The organism is Verrucomicrobiales bacterium (assembly GCA_016793885.1).
GTDB lineage: Bacteria > Verrucomicrobiota > Verrucomicrobiia > Limisphaerales > UBA11320 > UBA11320.
This window is the reverse complement of the sequence record JAEUHE010000203.1, coordinates 1-18142: the sequence shown is the minus strand read 5'-3', so window position 1 is coordinate 18142 and position 18142 is coordinate 1. Positions and strand designations below refer to the sequence as shown.

At 58.1% G+C, this 18142-nt stretch carries 14 protein-coding genes; 1 reads left to right on the top strand and 13 read right to left on the bottom strand.

All coding sequences use genetic code 11. The annotated features are described in order from the left end of the window. Positions 1-1629: a fucose isomerase gene (locus JNN07_23310; protein ID MBL9170680.1), complete on the bottom strand. Its 1629-nt coding sequence runs from the start codon at positions 1627-1629 to the stop codon at positions 1-3. A gap of 119 nt (positions 1630-1748) precedes the next feature. Between JNN07_23310 and JNN07_23305 the strand changes: the two genes are divergently transcribed. Next, complete coding sequence (locus JNN07_23305; GenBank protein ID MBL9170679.1) at positions 1749-2741, top strand: malate dehydrogenase; 993 nt, start codon at positions 1749-1751, stop codon at positions 2739-2741. A 335-nt stretch (positions 2742-3076) separates the two neighbouring features. Here JNN07_23305 and asnB read toward each other — a convergent pair whose 3' ends face one another. From asnB to JNN07_23245, 12 genes are all read right to left on the bottom strand, one after another. Continuing rightward, positions 3077-5077 carry an asparagine synthase (glutamine-hydrolyzing) gene (asnB, locus tag JNN07_23300; GenBank protein ID MBL9170678.1) on the bottom strand — a complete coding sequence of 667 codons (2001 nt, stop codon included), beginning with the start codon at positions 5075-5077 and terminating at the stop codon, positions 3077-3079. Continuing rightward, positions 5077-6624, bottom strand: coding sequence for an AMP-binding protein (locus tag JNN07_23295; protein ID MBL9170677.1), 1548 nt, complete (start codon positions 6622-6624; stop codon positions 5077-5079). The genes asnB and JNN07_23295 overlap by 1 nt, the downstream gene beginning before the upstream one ends. 51 nt (positions 6625-6675) lie before the next feature. Continuing rightward, on the bottom strand, positions 6676-6924 hold the full coding sequence (locus tag JNN07_23290) for an acyl carrier protein (GenBank protein ID MBL9170676.1): 249 nt from the start codon (positions 6922-6924) through the stop codon (positions 6676-6678). A 27-nt stretch (positions 6925-6951) separates the two neighbouring features. Further along, positions 6952-7947 carry an NAD(+) synthase gene (nadE, locus tag JNN07_23285; GenBank protein MBL9170675.1) on the bottom strand — a complete coding sequence of 332 codons (996 nt, stop codon included), beginning with the start codon at positions 7945-7947 and terminating at the stop codon, positions 6952-6954. A 7-nt stretch (positions 7948-7954) separates the two neighbouring features. Then, positions 7955-8830 carry an acyltransferase gene (locus JNN07_23280; protein ID MBL9170674.1) on the bottom strand — a complete coding sequence of 292 codons (876 nt, stop codon included), beginning with the start codon at positions 8828-8830 and terminating at the stop codon, positions 7955-7957. A 289-nt stretch (positions 8831-9119) separates the two neighbouring features. Further along, positions 9120-9368: an acyl carrier protein gene (locus JNN07_23275; GenBank protein ID MBL9170673.1), complete on the bottom strand. Its 249-nt coding sequence runs from the start codon at positions 9366-9368 to the stop codon at positions 9120-9122. 403 nt (positions 9369-9771) lie between these two features. Beyond that, positions 9772-10806 carry a ketoacyl-ACP synthase III gene (locus JNN07_23270; protein ID MBL9170672.1) on the bottom strand — a complete coding sequence of 345 codons (1035 nt, stop codon included), beginning with the start codon at positions 10804-10806 and terminating at the stop codon, positions 9772-9774. Positions 10807-10869: 63 nt separating this feature from the next. Continuing rightward, complete coding sequence (locus JNN07_23265; protein MBL9170671.1) at positions 10870-11592, bottom strand: class I SAM-dependent methyltransferase; 723 nt, start codon at positions 11590-11592, stop codon at positions 10870-10872. Between the two features lie 147 nt (positions 11593-11739). Beyond that, complete coding sequence (locus JNN07_23260; protein MBL9170670.1) at positions 11740-12441, bottom strand: M48 family metallopeptidase; 702 nt, start codon at positions 12439-12441, stop codon at positions 11740-11742. Continuing rightward, positions 12434-15697, bottom strand: coding sequence for a type I restriction endonuclease subunit R (locus JNN07_23255; GenBank protein ID MBL9170669.1), 3264 nt, complete (start codon positions 15695-15697; stop codon positions 12434-12436). The genes JNN07_23260 and JNN07_23255 overlap by 8 nt, the downstream gene beginning before the upstream one ends. A 3-nt stretch (positions 15698-15700) precedes the next feature. Next, positions 15701-16093 (bottom strand): Mov34/MPN/PAD-1 family protein, encoded by a 393-nt coding sequence (locus JNN07_23250; protein ID MBL9170668.1) that lies wholly within the window; start codon positions 16091-16093, stop codon positions 15701-15703. Positions 16094-16235: 142 nt separating this feature from the next. Next, positions 16236-17981 carry a ThiF family adenylyltransferase gene (locus JNN07_23245; protein MBL9170667.1) on the bottom strand — a complete coding sequence of 582 codons (1746 nt, stop codon included), beginning with the start codon at positions 17979-17981 and terminating at the stop codon, positions 16236-16238. Positions 17982-18142: the final 161 nt, after the last annotated feature.

The window sequence follows — 18142 nt, the reverse complement described above, 5'->3', positions numbered from 1 at the left end:
CTACGCCAGATTGACCGAGCCGCAGAGCGCCACCTGAAGCCCTAGTTCAGTGAGTGCTGCTGCCTTGATGCGCGCGCCCCGCTGGGCCTCGGCGGCATTGGGGGCGTAGACCACCTGGATGTGGTTTGATTTGTGACGCGCCATCATCTGGTCACGGCTGACGCCGTCCAGCACGGCATGCATGATTGGCCATTGTGGCGTGGTCTCGCGCCAGCGGCGTTCGGTTTCGGCCTCGGGCAGGTCGACAATGCGGGCGACGCCCACATCGGCGCAGAGACGTCCGTCCTTGATGAAAATGCGGCTCCACACAATGTGACCGCGCTTGGAGATACCCTTGAGGGTTCCTCCGCCCAGGCGGAAATACATGGCCGGTTGCCGCTCGCTGCTAGCACCTCGCCAGCCGCCGTTGAAGTGAGCCGGCGGCGCGGCGCCCGAGATCAGGAACACCCAGACATAGTCATCCACTCCCGCGCCCTTGTAGTGCTGTCCCCATCGTAGATCATGCAGCGTGTTTTCCGGAGCGAAGCCAAGTTCGCGCCAGAGGCGATAGGTGAGCAACCCATCCAGACCCGCGCACTCATCCACTTCGTTGAAGTGGGGAAGGGCTTCACCGGCGAACAACACCTTGCCGGTGCGGAGGGATTTCACCGGAGGGCGGTCGGCATTGTTGAGCGTGCCTTCGACCAGGTCGCTGGCTGGGGTCAGATCCTTGAGTCCCTGTTGATATTGGATGCCGATGGAGGCGCAGCCGAAGTCATCGGCCAGCCGCACGGCCGCGATGTACATCTTGCACTGCTGTAGAACCTGATTTTCGGTGAGTTCGGTTTCCTCGTCCGTGCCGAGCTGGAAGTTCACTCCCTTCTTGCGATACCAGGCGAGCACCTCCTTGGCTTCAGAGTCGGTTACTTGCTGTATCGCGGCGTAGAGCGACGATTGGCTCAAGCGTTCTTTGAAGACGCCGGTGGGGTTGAGTAGTTCATCCGGAATGATGGCATTGTGCATGCCCATGCACCCTTCGTCGAACACTCCAAGAATTGCCTTCTCGGCGCGGAATCGGCGGGCGAAGTCGCGTCCGATGGAGGCGTCTTTCTCGGGGATTTTTACCAGGTCCAGCGGATGCACATGGCTTTGATCATGCGACACGGCTCCGGAGCTCAGCCATTCGCGCAGGCCGTTGCGGAAAAAACCATCGGTAAAATTTTCGCTCCAGAGGGTGCTGTAGGCCACGCCCATTTTGGTCAGCGAGCCATTCAGGTTCAACATGCCGACCAGTCCCGGCCAGGTGCCGCTCCAGTTGGCGACCGTAAGAATCGGACCGCGGTGGGTATAGAGGCCGGGGAGAACATGTTGGCTGTACTGCCAGACCGATTCGGCCACGACCAGCGGGGCATCCGGATCGATGTCGCGGAAGACCTCAAGCCCGCGTTTTTGGGAGTCAATGAAGCCATGCTTGAGCTTGGCGTCATAGCCATGGGCGCGGATGAGTTTCCATCCCTCCTTGCGGAAGGCCTGGGTCAGGGTGGCTTCCATTTTCGACTGCTCAGACCAGCATTTTTGGTTGGCGGCGAGTCGGAGGTCTCCGTTGGCGATGAGGTATGCTTGTTTCGGCTTAAGTTTGCGCATCTTCATGAGTCTTGATGCGATCTACACCAACGGAATAGGCCGATTTTGGCAATTAGAATCCTAGGCTCAGGTTCCCTCTTGCTTCGCCGGAGCCCGGCTCACATAATCCGACTCCATAAATTTTTATGAGCCACACTCCAATTCGTGTCGCAGTTACCGGCGCTGCCGGCCAAATCGGTTACTCACTGCTTTTTCGCATCGCTTCGGGTGCCATGTTCGGGCCGAACCAGCCCGTCATCCTGCATCTGATCGAAATTGAACCTGCCTTGCCCGCCCTGCAGGGTGTGGTGATGGAGCTGGATGATTGCGCCTTTCCCTTGCTGAAGGGCGTCGTCGCCACCGCCGACCTGAATGAAGGCTTCAAGGGTGTCAATTGGGCCCTCCTGGTGGGTAGCGTTCCTCGCAAACAGGGGATGGAACGCAAGGACCTGCTCGGCATCAACGGCAAGATCTTCATCGGCCAGGGCCAGGCCATTGCCCGTAACGCCGCGAGCGACGTCCGGATCTTGGTGGTGGGAAATCCCTGCAACACCAACTGCCTGATCGCGATGAACAACGCGCCCAGCATCCCCCGGGATCGTTTCTTCGCGATGACTCGCTTGGATGAGAATCGGGCGAAGTCCCAATTGGCCAAGAAGGCGAGCGTGGACACCACTGCGGTGACCAACCTGGCGGTTTGGGGCAATCACTCGGCCACTCAATATCCTGATTTCTACAACGCCCGCATCCATGGCCGTCCGGTGACCGACGTGATCGGACATCATGAGTGGCTGCACGGCGACTTCATCGCCACGGTGCAACAACGCGGCGCTGCCATCATCAAGGCGCGCGGAGCCAGCAGCGCTGCCAGCGCCGCCAACGCGGTGGTGGACACGGTCCGTTCCTTGGTTGAACCGACCAAGGAAGGCGATTGGACCAGCGTTTGCGTTTGCTCGGACGGCAGCTATGGCGTCGAGAAGGGGCTGATCAGCTCCTTCCCCATCCGCACGAACGGCAAGACCTGGGAAATCGTTCAAGGCCTGCCCATCAATGAGTTCAGCCGTGGCAAGATTGACGCGACGGTGAAAGAACTGACGGACGAGAAGAGCCTCGTCAGCGAGCTGCTGCCGAAGGGCTGAGTTTGGCGTCGGGATTTCCGACGGATTTTGGGGGCGATCTTGAAGAAAGATCGCCCCTTTTTTTTTCTTCCCGCCATGTGGGCTCTCCTCGACGTGGCCCTATCCCATTTGATGTCCATGGCCTTATCAGGGCTCGACGGAGTCTCGCCCTACCTTAGTGACGTCACGGGGTAGGGCGAGACTCCGCTCGAGCCCACGATGGCCCCAGGCCGACCATGGAAATTGGGCATCTCCGCGAGGGGCTTTGGATGATCGTCACCCTCTTGGCTCTCCTCGACGCGGCCCTATCCCATTTGATGTCCATGGGCTTATCAGGGCTCGAGTGGAATCTCGCCCTACCTCAAATCGTTCACCGTCTTAATCACCGCCACATCTTCCTTCTCAGACAACGGGGGTGGGGGTTGGAAGCGGTGGATGAACTGTTCGTGGACGAGTTGGGTTGACAGGATTCCTGCGAGGGCCATGTCGTCGGTTTCGCCGAGCGGTCGGCCGCTATCCACTCGAGCGACGAGTTGGCTCACGGCCCCGGCGTTGAACCATCCGGCGGCATCGATCGCTTCCGGAGACAATAGTTCACGCACATAGCTGGGGGTCTTCTCGTGAAAGAAGCTGCGATGGATCGGGGCGCGGTACGGTCGCTTCGGCCGTTGGGCGATGATCGGAGGAACCAAGTGTCCGAGCGCCTTCCGCAGGATGAATTTCTCCGTGAGACCACGCAGCTTGAGATGGCTGGGCATCTGAGCGCACAGTTCGAGAACATCGCGATCCAGGAAGGGGAACCGCCCTTCGATCGAGTGCGCCATGCCGACCCGATCTCCCTGACTCGAGAGCAGGTAGCGCGACAGGAAGAGTTTGATCTCCCAGTGCTGCGCTTGTTCTAGCGGGCTCCAGCTGGAGAATCCTCTGGGGGGGATGAGCGTGTCCCAGAGTCGAAACTTCTCCGTGTTGAGCCGCTGCTGTAGCGACGAGGAGAAGAATCGACAGCAACGCTGATTGTTTCGCCATCGAACCAAGTGGGAATAGTAAGGCAGTCCCGTCTCGGTGAGACCTTCCTCAAAGAAGCGAGCCAGGTAGGCGGTGCTCAGCTTGGTAATCCCGGGAATGTCCTCATAGAGCCGACCGAGCAGCCGATGCCGCCATTTGGAGTCGGGGACCCGCGCCCAGAAGCGGCGGATTTTGTTCTCCTTGAAAATATCGTAGCCACCTAGGAACTCGTCGGCACCTTCTCCCGTCAGGACGACTTTGATTCCGGCTGACCGGACTGCTTTCGAGAGCAAAAAGAGCGGAACCGGCGAGGTTCGAGTGAGGGCCGACTCACAATGCCAGATCACTGCGGGGAACGCGTTCCCAATGTCCGGATGGTCGATCTCCACTGCGGTGTGGTTGGTGTTCAGAGCTCGGGCCACTTCCACCTGGAAGGCGCGCTCGTCATAATCCGGATTGGTGAAGCTGATGGAGAACGTGTTGAGCTGAGATGGATGGATCTGAGTCACCAGGGCGCTGATGACCGAGGAGTCGAGTCCGCCACTGAGGTAGGCTCCGACCGTGACATCCGCGCGCAAGCGAAGTTTGGTCGCCTCCGTCAACCGATCGCGGAGCATTTCAGCCCATCCCTCGGCCGTTCTTTCTCGAGCGGCGGGCGGGAGATCCTTGGCCGATGTGAACGCGAAATCCCACCAACGTTCGATACGGACACCACGTTGATCGGCCACCAAGTAGCAACCCGGCGGTAATTCCTCGATGCCTTCGAAAAGTGACTGGGCCGAGCTGGGACACCAATACACGAAGATCTCCTCGAGCACCTTTGGCTTGAGCGCCCGTCGCACGGCGGGATCGATGAACAGCTCCTTGATCTCGGATCCAAAAAGCAGGCGGCCGTTGACGAGCGTGTGGTAGACCGGCCGCACCCCCACCCGATCGCGCGCCAGGAAGAGGCGGCGGTTGCGGGTATCGAGAATGGCGATGGCGAACTGTCCGTTCAGTCGCGAAAGGCAGGCCTCCCCATACTGTTCATAGAGGTGAAGGATCACCTCGGTGTCGGTGTGGGTGGTAAAGACGTGGCCCTTGGCTTCAAGTTCGGTTCGGAGTTCGAGATAGTTGAAGACCTCCCCGTTGTAAACGATCCAGAGCGTTTTGTCTTCGTTGGAGATCGGCTGTCGGCCGTGACTCAGGTCGATGATGCTCAAGCGCGCACTGCCCAGTGCGGCGGTTTTGTTCAACAGGATCCCAAACTGGTCCGGGCCCCGATGCCGGATCGCGCCCAGCATGCCGCGGATTAACTCCTCCGTCGGAGCTTCCTGCTCGCGAATGTTGAAGGCTCCGGCAATCCCGCACATTAGACCAACTCCTTTCGGGCGATCTTGCCCGACTCGGTCTTGGGTAGGGATTCCCTGAACTCGACCAGTTTGGGGACCATGAAGTCTTCGAGATGGGCGCGACAATGAGCCAGGACGGACGCGGCGGTGAGGTCCTTCGATTCGCTCACCACGAGCGCCTTTACCGCCTGCCCGAGGATCGGGTCGGGGACTCCCACGACCGCGACCTCGCGCACACCGGGCAGGGCGTAGATGACGTTCTCCACTTCTTTCGGTGCGACTTTCTCTCCTCGGCTCTTGATGACGTCGTCCTTGCGGGCGACGAAATAGCAGCATCCGTCCTCATCCATGCGGAACAGATCTCCCGTGCGGCAGACCCGTTCTCCCGGCGTGCGGCCGGGAGGGAAACGACGTGCGGTGGCTTCCTCCGCCTGCCAGTAGCCACGCATCACATGTCGACCACGGGCCACCAGCTCGCCGGTCTGGCCTGGCCCGAGGCGATTTCCGGCCTCGTCTTCGATCCAGACTTCGGTCCCGGGAATGGCGATGCCCACCGAGCCCGGTTTGGCGTCGAGCCACTCCGGGGGTAGATAAAGCGTTCGTTTGGTCTCGGTCAGTCCATACATCGAGAACACCCGCGCTTGTGGAAAGCGGTTCCGCAGGTCTAGAACACGACTCGGCGGAAGGGCTGCGGCGGTGTTGGTCAGAAAGCGAAGCGACGACAGATCGTAGGCGCTCAAGTCGAGCCGGAGCAGGATCTCAAACAACGTGGGAACACCCGGGAATCCGGTGACCTTTTCCTTCACCAGGAGGTTCAGGATGGCGGCAGGGTAAGCGAACGAGTTTTCCAGCACCAGCGTCCCGCCGGCTCGGAAAGTCATCAGAAGTTGGTAGAGTCCGTAGTCAAAGGAAAGCGGAAGGACGTTGATGATCACATCGTCCGATCGCATGCCCAGGTATTCCATGATGGAGCCGGAGGCAAACACCATGTTGCTGTGGTCGCTCATCACGCCCTTGGCATCCCCGGTAGTTCCCGAGGTGTAGATGAGGCAGGCGAGATCGACATCGATGTTCTGCGGTTTCGGTCGCGTCGAGGGCAGGGCCGCTTCGAGGCTCGACCAAGGTTGCACGGGCCGTCCCCAGCGCGTCAGCGTTCCTTCCTCCGGACCGGTCACCAGTCCCCCCTTCAAGGAGGTCACCGTGGTGGAGTCTGCCGCCAGGGTCAGCTTGGCGGAGGTCCGGCTGTCGAAAATGAGGGCGGTGGCTTGGCAGTTATTGAGAATGTATTCCAGCTTGTCCCGTTTGATCGTGGCGTTCACGGGGACAAAGACCCCACCGGCCTTGAGAATGCCGAAAATGGACGCAACGGCTTCCGCCGAGTTGCGCAGGCAAATGCCTACCCGATCTCCGCGCTTCACCCCTAGGCCGATCAGACTGTTGGCCACGCGATTGGCCAAGTCATCCATCTGACGATAGGTCCATCGGCGGCCTTCACAGACCAGCGCCGTCTTCTCAGGGAACCGCTCGGCCGAGTGTTCCAAAAAGTGTTGGACCAGCATGGGTTGCATGAGGGGTTGAGTTGAGTTGCGTGCGTCCATTCAGAGCCTGGGATGACGCTGCTATGCGCAGCGTTTCCGTTCGATGAAATCAGCGATCGAGGTTATGGAATCGAGGTTGTCGGGGACCAATTCGTCATCGCTGACTTTGGTCGCGTATTCCTTCTCGATGAACGCGACCAGTTCCAACACCCCGGTGGAATCGATGAATCCCTGTTCCAGGAAGGAGGCGTCGTCGGTCAGTCCGGGGTCCTGGCCGAAGAGGAAGTGGTTCACCACAAATTGCCGAACGTTTTGTTTGATTTCGCTCATGGGAAGAAGTGTTTGAATGGTTTTATTCTAGGCTGCCAGCAGTTCAGGGGTGCGCGGCAGCACGAGAGGTGGGAGGTGAAGGTAATGAACGGTGCTGCGCTTCTGCTGGATGTTCGCCCAGGCGTTCGTCACCTGAGCCTCCGAAATGCCGGCCGCGCGGGCGACCTGACTCGCTGGAATCCCGTGGTTTAAGCCGTAGAGGCAGAGATCCATTTCCCGGTAAGGAAGCGCAAAGTAGAACTCATCCTGTCCTTGGGCCAGGGAGTAGGTGTCGGTGGTGGGGGGACGCTGGCGGATTTCCGTCGGAATACCGAGATACTCAGCCAGTTGATACACCTGTGTTTTGTAGAGATGCGCGATGGGTTTGATGTCAGCGGCGCCGTCCCCATTTTTGACAAAGAAGCCTTGATCGTATTCCAAAAGATTAGGAGTTCCAGCAACGGCGAAGTTCCATCGATCAGCGTAGTGATACTCCAGCAGTTTGCGGCAGCGCTGCTTGAAATTGGTGGTCGCGACGATCTCGAGATACACTTCGATGGGCAATCGCACCGTTCGAGTCTCTCCGGCGGGGTTGGCCACGACCAACGAGAAAAAGGTGAATCCGCGTTGTTCAGCCGAAGTGGTGGCCACCATTTTGGATCCCCAGCCTTCGCCGTAGTCGGGTACCACTTTCCGAACCGCATCGCGATACCGACGATAAAATCCCACAGCTTCCAGCGTTTGGGTTATGTCCTCGACTTCGAATCGCGTGTCCAGATGTTGAGCCAGGCCGCGACTCAGGGCGAGAGTATCCGGGCTCGATTCGCGTTCGGGCATGAGTAGACAGAAGACGCGCTCAGGACCCAGGGCGCGGACCGCCAGTGCAGCGGTGACGGCGCTATCAATGCCCCCTGAAATTCCAACCACGATTCCGCGGCGGCGGAGCGTTCGAGCCAGGGCAACCCGCAGAAAGTTGCCGATGTTGTCGACCTCCTTGGCGGCGTCGATCTTGAGTTGGTCGGAGTGAAAGGCTGGGATGCTCATGCGGATCTTAGGCGGCGGATCGGTAATTGGGTAGATCGTCGGGTTGTGTGGAGCGATTGTCGGAGACTTCGGCATGTGGCCATCCGGGTCGATAGAGGCGAACGCCGTAGCGTCGCAGGAACTGCACTGTCTCCTCGGCGAAATGGTTTCCTTGATCGGATCGGTCCTTAGAGGCGATGTCGATCCAGGGAATTCTCAGTCGATCGAGTTCGTCACGACGGGACTGAGAAAGCGTCGCCAGACTCAGAAACACACTGGTTTCGTGAGCGGGCAGCGGATCGTCGCTCGTGAAGGCCACCTTCATGAGCCAGCTCTTTCCACTCTTTGAATCCTGAACCTGGAACGTTCCCGGCCCACTGCGGCATTGGAAACCGTATTCGCTCAGAAATTGCTCATACTCGACCAGGAGCTTTTCCAGAACCTCGCGCTTGTCTTCATACGACATGGGACGAGGAAAATCCGGCTCGCGGCTGACGACCCGAGCCGGAAATCCAACCGCGAGGCAGCGTCCCGGGACTTTGCCCCGGACCAGCGAGTTGGCGCCAATGACCGCGCCATCACCGATCGTGGTTCCTGGCAGCACAAAGACCCGCCAGGTGAGCGAGACGCTTTTGCCGATGACGATATCCTCGAACTCCACGGGATAGCCCTCGAACTCACTGAGCCAAGAGCTGTGACCGAAGATCAGGCAGTGTCCGCCGATTCCGGAATCGTCCCCGATGGTGATTGATCGCGCGGGGTTGATGAATGTCATCTGCATGATCTGGCAGTTGCGGCCAACGATCAGCTTGGACTTGGCCGACTGGAGGCCACCTACGAAGACCTGTTCATTGATGCGCGTGCCGTCGCCGATCTCGAGATGAGGCGTGTCAAAAATCGACATCGCGCGAAATTCCACGTGGCTGCCGATCCGGATTCGTTCCCCGCGGATGACGCTCAGCAGTCCGAAACTCGAATGGTCGCCGATTTCAACGTCCTTGCCGATGAGGACCGATCCCAGGCCAAACTTGACTCCTTTGCCGATTCGATAGCCTTGGAGTCGGTAGATCCAGCACTTGAGAAAGGACGGTAAGAAGCCCGTGAGCGCAATGCTCAGGAGCGGAAGCCTGGGTTTGTCGGTCAGCATGCGACGGTGGTAGAAGGGGCGTGCAGGGATAATCTCGTCGAGGAGATCACGCCGCGATCCTTCCATGTTTGTTGAGCAGGGCGACCAGATCCCGAACCTTGGTGCAGTTACGCATGTCGGCATCGGTGACCGTGATCCCGAACTCTTCGTCGAGACTGGCGATAATCATGAGCACTCCCAAGGAATCCCACAGAACGATATCGTTGCGGGAGGTATCCAGGCTGAGGGTATCTGGAGGGACGGCAAAGAGGTTAGCCACCCACTCCAGCGCTTGAGCTTCCGTTAACGATGTCATACGGCGATTTGGGCCGCATTCGACTTCGACGAACCGAGACACTCTGAGGGCAGGGGACACATTCCCACCCTGATCGCCGAAATCAGCGGCTAATGATTGATCGGAGCGATCGCCGTCGGGTTTAGCCTAAATCCGGGAATGGAGGGACTACGGATTGAACGGATGACACGGATTGAGAAGGCTTTGTGACATCCTTGAGCGTGAGTTCACACTCCCCCTTCGATTGGGGGGCCACCCTTCTCTCCGCCGGACGTGGCATCGCTGCGCGATGCTCTGCCATCTAGGGGATCGATTCCGGGGATCGTCGATCACCCGGCTAATCTCTATGACCCCCCGGGGGTCGGAAAATAAGGTCAATCGCCCCGCCGGACTATCTTCCCTTGTGGACAAGTCCGACAGGCTGCTAGGGGTACTCGACATGGCCCAGATGAGTCGTCGGGGCGAGGTCGATCAGGGCGGATCCCCAGGAGAGCCCCACTCCGTAGCCCAGTAGCAGCAGGCTCAACGAGCGGTCGGGAGGGCGCTGCAAGCCCCCCTGGGTTAGTGTGAGTGGGATGGAGGGACCTCCCACGCTGCCAAATTCTCCCAGGGTGAGCGGCAATTTGGACTCAGGGAGGCCTTCCTTCTTGGCGAGGTGTTTGATGATGAACTGATTGGACTGATGGAAGATGAAGTAATCCACCTCGGCCTTGGAACGCTGCGCGGCTGCGAGGGTCGATTGGATGAGTGCGGGGATGCGCTTGATCGTAAAGTTGAACACGTTGGCTCCGTTCATGTTGACGAAACAGTCGCGCGGATCGGTGGGGAACCGTTTGCGATAGCCACCCCCGCGGATAATGAGATCCTCGGAGCCGGTGCCGTCGGTTTGGAGATCAAAGGTCCACCGACTTCGTTGGGCGGCCTCAGGGTCGGCCTCGAGAGCGGTGGCGGAACCGGCATCGCCGAACAGCAGAGCTACGGATCGGTCGCCTTGATCCGAGAAGCGCGTGGGAGTTTCGCCGTGAAGCAGGAGCAGGCGGCGGTAGCCGGAGGACTGCAGCATCATCGTGGCGAGCGAGAGCCCGTAGGGATAGCCCGAGCAGCCCAATCCCAGGTCAAACGCGGCACAGTGTGGCGAGAGCCCGAGCGCACGATGAAGCAGGCAGGCGGTGGAAGGGAGAAAGTAATCGGGGCTTTGGGTCACGAAGATGAGCCCATCGATGGAATCCGGGCTCCAGCCCAGCTGCTGGAGTAATTCCGTGGCGGCGACGCGACACAGATCGCTGCTGCACGTCTCATCATCGGCTACCCGGCGCGCTTTGACTCCGGCCATGCGCACCACCTTCTCCACATCCTCTTTAGGAAATTGCACGGTATCGGCGAGGTTATCGAACCGACGTTTAGGCACGCTCGAAACGATACCGCGAAGTTGAGGGGGAATCAGGTGACTGATGGCCATGGGGCGTTGAATGAGGTTGGCTGGTCGAAGCGGAGTGATGCAGCGATGGGAGGCATACCTCGGCTAGGCGGTGGTGTAGACCTTGTAGTCGGCACCAAAGAGGGTGAAGTCGTGAGGCTCGGGGAAGACCTTGGTTTCGGCGATGGCCGAGTGGTATTTGGGTGCTAGGTAGATCAGCCAGCATTTCCGGGGGGAGTCTTCGATCGAACGGCCCAGGTTGCTGATCACTTGTTTCACCACTGCTGGGAGAAACGGATCGAACATGAAAAACACCTGTTGGTCAGGAGTGAACTCATACGCCGTGGCGTCTGCCTGAAGGATGTCGATCTGGGCCTGAACGCCGGTGTGCTTTCGGAACGCGGCGATGTTCTGCGTGGCGATCTCGCAGAGCTGGGGGGAGAAATCGATGCCCACGACGCGCTGAAATCCCGCCTGAGCGGCGAGCATGAGCACCCTGCCTTTGCCGGATCCGATGTCGACGAAGGTGGCGTCGCGCGGAAGATCGAGAATTTGCAGGAGCTTGAGAAACGGCCGAGCTTTGGTGGCTCCGTAGGTTTTGGCCTGAGCTTTGTTATTGGAAGAAAAGTCCAGAGTTCCGACTTCGACTCGACGCACCGTATCGGTGCCATTGCGCCAATCAAAGAGATAGTCCTCGGCGTAGCTGAGTCCGACGGTCAGCGTGCGGCCGATACCTCGATGCGTGGCGTTGGTGACGATCCATTGCAGAGGGTTCACCTGGATATCCGGTTTGCTTGTCGTTGTCTCGATCCGATTGCGATGGAGCACGCGTCTTTGCCTCCCGACGACGGGAAGGCCCGCGTGCCCTACCTTAGACTATCGGCTGGCTGAGCCCGCAAGTTGAGCCTTACCAAGGAGTTGATAGCTCTGGTCACCACGGTTTCCATTCCTGGCCCGAGGACAAAACACCCCACCTTAAAGCGGTTCGGATTCCAGCCGCGCCTTTATCTTTCGCCAGTCCGGCATCAACTCCGAGAGTTGACGGTAGAACCTTGGGTCATGGGTGGGAAATCGAAGGTGACAGATTTCGTGAGCCACGACGTAGTCGATGCAGATGGAGGGCATCCGGACCAGTTCCGGATTGAGCCGGATTCGACCATCTCGCTGGGCGCTACCCCATCGCTTGGGCATTTTGAGCAGGCTCAGGCGGGGTTCCGGCAGTTTTCGAGCCCGGCACCATTCGGACCACTGGGATAACCGTTGCGCGAAGAGAGCTTGAGCGTGTTTACGGAACCATCGCTCCAACAAGGCTCTCACTTCGTCCTGATCGTCAGACTTGGCGTTGATCAAGAAATACCCGCCGACCAAGCGAACTTCCGTCGGCTCTGCCTTCCGGACTTTGAGCCGGTATTGTCGGCCGAGGTAGCGATGACTGGCTCCACTGACATATCGAAGCGGTAGGCGATCCCGATTCATCTCTGCGAACCGTTGTCGCTGGAGCCTGATCCAACCCGACCTTTTGGCGACTTTGGCGGTGATGGCGTCAACTGCTGCCATTTTGGGAGCTGCCAGCTCGACGGTGCCATCGGGATGTACGCTGATCGCCAAAGTGCGTCGATTTGACCGCCGCAGCCGGCACTCACCCACAGCGGTTGAGATGGTCGAAGATTCAGACATCCGACCGGTTCCGTGAGATCCGGAGAATGGCTTCGATAATGGCATCCATCTGAGAGTAGGACAGATTCAAACCGCGTTCCTGTTGCGCTTGAAAGAGGAGGTCATCCAAGTCATTGCGCATCCGGTTCTGAGCATCCTGGCTGTCGCGCCACCGGACGACTGCATGCTCGTTGATTCTCCCCTCAATCTTGCAGGCTAAGTCAGCGAGAAACTCACTTGGAACGTTAGCGGTCTTCTCGCGATCAGCGTTTGCGCGGTAAGGAGGAGCGGTCTCCCGGAGGGCATCTTCCCCGCTCGATCCGTCCATCATGTGTTCTTTCAGGGCGCCGAAATAGGCCCTGGCTAAGTCGCTTTGGTGGAGCACGGATGGGATGCCTTCACGGGTGCCAACCCGTACCTGTTCCATGACCGCGGTTACTTTCTCGAGGTATTGGGCCTCGCTGATCCGTTCGGCCTTGTAGTCCTCAATGGCTTGTTGAAGCAGGGCGGATAGTTTGCGATAGAAGAACGGATCCTCCTCCATTTTCTCCGTAATGGTTTTCTTGGTGCGGTTGGCGATGGTGTCCGCCTTGGCACGAGGAGACTTCGCCTTGTCTACTTCGGCCGCGAAGGCTTCCCGTTGGAAGATATTTACCGGTTCCACTACCTGGATGACTTCTTCCGCCTGAACGTAGGTGTTCAGCATTTTCTGGATCTGCTTCTCATAGTCGCGGTAGTCGATCTCCTCCGCATAACGGAGTTTCACGCTGGCGCGCAGTTTCTGGAAGAAGGCCGCGTCACTCTTGTATCTCTGCGCTTGCTCCGCTGGCGTGGCAGTCACCCAGTGAATACTGGAACAGGCCATCCTCAGCACACGGCTGAAGCGCCACAGTCGGGTATAGAAATCCTCCCGATGTTCCTTTGGCTCCAGGGCCAACTCAAAGGATTCTTCGTCACTCTTGTTCTTCACTGCCTTGAAGAGATCCCACAGAGCGTCGTGCAGTGAGGGGAGAGTCTTGATCTCATCGGCGATATTCGTGAGGGTGCCTTCCAGATCTTCGGCATCGAATTTGCCCTCCAAGCTGCTGTAAAGCTCCAGGGCATCGTATAGTTCGGTAACTACGCCGTAGTAGTCGATGATGTAGCCGTAATCCTTCCCAGGATGCAGTCGGTTGACGCGGGCGATAGCTTGGAGAAGGGTATGGCCACTCAGACTGCGAGCGATGTAGAGCACCACGTTGCGCGGGGCATCGAACCCTGTGAGTAACTTGTCCACCACGATGAGGATCTCAGGATCTTCCGCCTTTTTGAACGCGTCGATGATGCGGCGATTGTATTCCTTCTCGGTGCCATACTTCGTCATCATGGCTTTCCAGAACACTTCCACGCTCTCTTCCTTTTCCGCCGTTGAATGATCCTCAGGATTCTCGATCTCGCCAGGACCGGAGATAATGACCTCGGTGCTCACCTTGCCGAACTGGTCAAAGTATGCCTTCAACAACAGCGCTTCCTTCTTGCCTGGTGCCGTGATCTGACCCTTGAAGCCCGTTCCTTTCCACTGCTTCGAGAAATGTTGGGACACATCCCACGCGATTAGGTAGAGGCGGCTTTGGAGGCAGTTAATCTCGTCGCGGGCTGAGAACTTTCGCTTCAGATCGGCCTTCTGTTCGTGGGTCAAGCCCTCGCTCATGGCCTCAAACATCGCGTCCACTGGTTTCTGATTCACCTTCTGCACGATGTGACGGCCCTCGTAGAGCAGTGGAACCACCGCTTGATCTGCCACCGCGTCGCGGATGGTATAGGCTGGCTCAATGAATCCACCGAACTTGGTGGCCGTGCTTTTCTCCGCCTTCATCAGCGGCGTGCCGGTGAACCCGATGTAGCATGCGTTCGGCAGCGCCTTCTGCATCTGGATGTTCGCGTCCCCGTATTGACTTCGATGGCTTTCGTCCACGAGCACAAAGATGTCATCTTTGAGGCGATGCAGCTCGCGTGCGGCCTTGGCAGCCGTCTCGAACTTGAACAGCACTGTAGTGATGACACTCACTCGCTCGTCTTTGAGCAGTTCGATCAAGTGCGCCCCGGTCTTCGCCTGTTGAGGCTCCTTGCCACATTGATGAAAGGTCTTGGTGATCTGCTCGTCGAGGTCGATGCGATCCGTAACGATCACGATCCGCGGGTTGGGGATGGACGGCTCCATGGCCAGCGCCTTTCCAAGGAGCACCATTGCTAGTGACTTCCCGCTTCCCTGGGTCTGCCAGATGACTCCGCCTTTGCGCCGTCCCTGAGCATCCCGTTGCCGCACCCGTTCCAGCGTGGCCTTGATGGCGAAGTATTGCTGGTAGCGGGCGATTTTTTTCACTGCACCGCCTTCGTCATAGAGGATGAACTGCCGGGCTAACTCAATGAGCCGTTCCGGCCGACAGAGCGACCAGAGTAAGTAATCCTGCGCCGTGGGCTCACGCTCGTGCAGCATCTGTTGCTCAAAGGTTTCCCGCGCCAGAGCAAAGGGGCCGGTGAAGAGTTTTCGGTAGTCCTCCGCGCGCAGGGGGCTGTTCACCACCGCTCGGACCTGGGCTTTGACATCCTGCATTTCCTTCCACTTGGCCCAGAACTTCAGGGGCGCACCGGTGGTAGCGAAACTGGCCTCATTCTTGTTCAAAGCCACCACGAGCTGGATGTAGAGGAAGAGCTGGGGGATCTCGTCCCCTTTCCAGTTTCGGATCTGCTGGTTCATGGCCTGTTGCAGCGAATCCTTTTCGTCTGGGCGCTTGCACTCGATGACCACCAACGGGATGCCGTTCACGAAGCACACGATATCCGGGCGACGCGGCTCTTTGCTCCCCGTCCGCTCTACCTCAAACTCGGCTGTGACGTGGAAAACGTTGTTGCGAGGGTTCTGCCAGTCGATGTATCGGACCGTGAATCCCTTCGTCTCGCTACCGATAGTCTGGTCGAGGCTTTTACCTAGGGTGAGCAAATCATAGACTTTTTCACTCGTGCGCACGAGGCCTTCGAAGGGGATATCCCGTAAGACTTCGACAGCTTTGGCGATGTTGTCCTCCGAAAATGGCAACTCTTGCCCCTTAAAGTGGATTCTGTTCAGGCGACGGAGCTGTCCTGCAAGTATGTCCTCCAGCAACACCCGCCCCAGTCGCTTCCTCCGCTGTTCGTTGCATTCCTCAGGAGTGAGATAGGTGAACCCCAGTTGTTGCAACGTCTGCAGCGCCGGTATCTGGCTGATCAGGGCTTCGATAAAGTTTGGAGTGGTGGACATGATCTAGCCCTCGGAGGATTCTGGTGTGATAGGGGTAATGGGACCGGATGTGACGAGTCGATGGTAAGCGTCGTCGGTGTGGATACTGATCCATAGACCTTTCATAGACCGCTCTGTCCCGATAATAATCATTACCAAACCAGCGAGCTGATGTTTGGATAACCGAAAACAGTCGTTCATGGAACAAACATCGACTTGTGAGGGCACCGGGCATGGTTCGGGGTGCGTGTGCCATTCGCCGATAAAATGAAGCCCAGCGCTGAACTCTCTGTCGATGGTGCGTTGCTGAGGTCCAAGGGCGGGCCGGAATGACAACCGGGTCCGCTTGTCTTGTGTTTCTGGCTCCGTGGCCCGGGCGATGCGGACGAAATTGGTTTCGATGCTGGCTAGCAGCATCCCTCCAGCCTCTGGGTCCGTAGGTCTGAGTTGGCGGTAACGTTCAAATGTCGCAAGCGCTCGAGGCTCAATACGAAGGATCTCATTCCCGGGTCCTGTTCGGAACTCGATGCCTGCTTGGATTGCGCGTTCCCAGTCCATTTTAACGGCCGATTAAACACTCCCGCGCCACAGCCCACGACTGGCTATGGAACTTGCCGTGGGGTGAGGCTTGGATCATAGCGTCCCACGGAGACCGCGCGATCAGTCCATGTCTGTCAAATTCTTCCTTTGGACCGAGGTAAGTACGGAGCTCTGATTCCCTGCAACGAGCAACAAGTGTATCGGCGACTAATTTTACAGTCATTGAGGCGGTTGGCATCATCTCCGCTACCCCGTAAGGTTGATAGAAACCGCTGCATCCACGGCCTGCAACCTGGCTGACGATCTCAGGGTCCGTGACACTGAGCTTGAACTCACCCCACTCATTGCAGCCACAGGCCAGGCATCCTCCTTCCAGCGGGTGTACGAGCAAGGCGTGACCCGCAAGGCCCTGCTGTTCTATCCATGCGAAGACTACAGGGAGTGGATTGACGGTGCGGCGCGCCCAATAGTTCAGATCGTATTCTACCTCCCACACACCCATAGTAGAAACGACCAGGTCCACCCCTTCTAGCTGTGAGGGAGTGATCGAAAGCAGCTTCCGGATGTCCGAATTCAGATGAACGATGTCGAGGTGTGGTGACTCCATCTGAAGAAGTTTTCGAAGCGCTTCTGCTTTCCTAGTTCCAACCTGCAGGCCACCTAAAACATGGCGCCCTGCGTTGTCCCAACTGAGCGTGTCATTGTCTATCAGGAGGAGATGTCCGACGCCCATCCGAGCTAGCATGTGGGCTACGTAGCCGCCTAGAGAGCCGCAGCCAACTACAGCGACTCGCTTGGTGGAGAGATCGGTCCCATTGCCTCCTCGTGTTCGAATGTGTTGTGGGTTTACTGACTGGACGCCCCGCCTAGTGACTGCGAGCTCGGTTGTTTCATTGGGCGCGCGGAGCGACAGCACTTCCCATGGCACGGTTCCTTTACGAAAACCTCTGACGATCTCCTTCTTCCCGCTTCCCCCGTTCGCAGTAAAGCTCACCGCGGCGTCTATGAACCCTGAGGATGTTGGGATGCGTAGGGGGATCAAGAACTCTCCGGTTTTCCGAGTCACATGCGAGCGGATCGATTCAGTGAGTGTTCTATTCTCAGGTTCTAGCAACTGCAGTAGCTCCTCGAGAGTCTTGGGGAACTTCCGCGGTAGCAACCGGTCGGTCAGGTCAACCCGTTTGAGTCGTTTTATGGCGTGGAGTGGTGTTTCGGGCTTGCCTGCTCTTTTGCACCACTCTTTTAGCTTCAGCCTGTCCTCCGCGATCATCCTCTGAGCGCCATCATGTAGATAATACGCTTGCTTGGGTATCTCCGCATCGGGTGTGAGGACTAACACATCACCGCCTTCGCCCGCGTTTCTTCTCCAATAGCTGAAAAATTCCTGCTCGAAGTCGGTGTCTTTCGGAGACTCTAGGAGTGTCTTGGAATAGTTGATTACATGGTCAATAGCTGCCTCGGGCGCTGAGATCTGTGAGGCTGCAGCATTCGTTGTGAGGCAGAGGCTACCGTCCTCCTCGACATGCGGGATCACGAATCGAAAGTCGCTTATGGGCTTTACGCGGATCTTCGGCAGTGACGACGGAAACGACTCGAGTAAAAGCAACTCGGCTGCAACATTTCCGATTCCTGTCTCTAGCACAATCTCCCAAGCGCGAGGGTAACCGTCCACGTGGATCTCGCCTGCTTCCGGAAAGAGTTCCAGGAGTCGTTGAGCTGCCTTGGCCGCTGCCCATTCAAACCGTTGCTCGAAGACCGAAGCCATTTAGCCGAAGCGCGTCTCCTTCTTCACAAAAGGGGCTTTCGGGGTGGAGGGTGCGACTCCATTTCCCTTATTCCGCTCATTCTGTTGTTCGTCCTTCCTATCGAAATCTTCAAAGAATCCTTTCGTTTGGAATACCCAATCCCATGGTTCTCGCGTCGCCT

Bases quoted from the DNA above. Each gene is read 5' to 3' on its own strand.
- JNN07_23310 (MBL9170680.1), bottom strand. From the start codon at position 1,629: ATGAAGATGCGCAAACTTAAGCCGAAACAAGCATACCTCATCGCCAAC.
- JNN07_23305 (MBL9170679.1), top strand. From the start codon at position 1,749: ATGAGCCACACTCCAATTCGTGTCGCAGTTACCGGCGCTGCCGGCCAA.
- asnB (MBL9170678.1), bottom strand. From the start codon at position 5,077: ATGTGCGGGATTGCCGGAGCCTTCAACATTCGCGAGCAGGAAGCTCCG.
- JNN07_23295 (MBL9170677.1), bottom strand. From the start codon at position 6,624: ATGCAACCCATGCTGGTCCAACACTTTTTGGAACACTCGGCCGAGCGG.
- JNN07_23290 (MBL9170676.1), bottom strand. From the start codon at position 6,924: ATGAGCGAAATCAAACAAAACGTTCGGCAATTTGTGGTGAACCACTTC.
- nadE (MBL9170675.1), bottom strand. From the start codon at position 7,947: ATGAGCATCCCAGCCTTTCACTCCGACCAACTCAAGATCGACGCCGCC.
- JNN07_23280 (MBL9170674.1), bottom strand. From the start codon at position 8,830: ATGTCGATTTTTGACACGCCTCATCTCGAGATCGGCGACGGCACGCGC.
- JNN07_23275 (MBL9170673.1), bottom strand. From the start codon at position 9,368: ATGACATCGTTAACGGAAGCTCAAGCGCTGGAGTGGGTGGCTAACCTC.
- JNN07_23270 (MBL9170672.1), bottom strand. From the start codon at position 10,806: ATGGCCATCAGTCACCTGATTCCCCCTCAACTTCGCGGTATCGTTTCG.
- JNN07_23260 (MBL9170670.1), bottom strand. From the start codon at position 12,441: ATGTCTGAATCTTCGACCATCTCAACCGCTGTGGGTGAGTGCCGGCTG.
- JNN07_23255 (MBL9170669.1), bottom strand. From the start codon at position 15,697: ATGTCCACCACTCCAAACTTTATCGAAGCCCTGATCAGCCAGATACCG.
- JNN07_23250 (MBL9170668.1), bottom strand. From the start codon at position 16,093: ATGCTGCTAGCCAGCATCGAAACCAATTTCGTCCGCATCGCCCGGGCC.
- JNN07_23245 (MBL9170667.1), bottom strand. From the start codon at position 17,981: ATGGCTTCGGTCTTCGAGCAACGGTTTGAATGGGCAGCGGCCAAGGCA.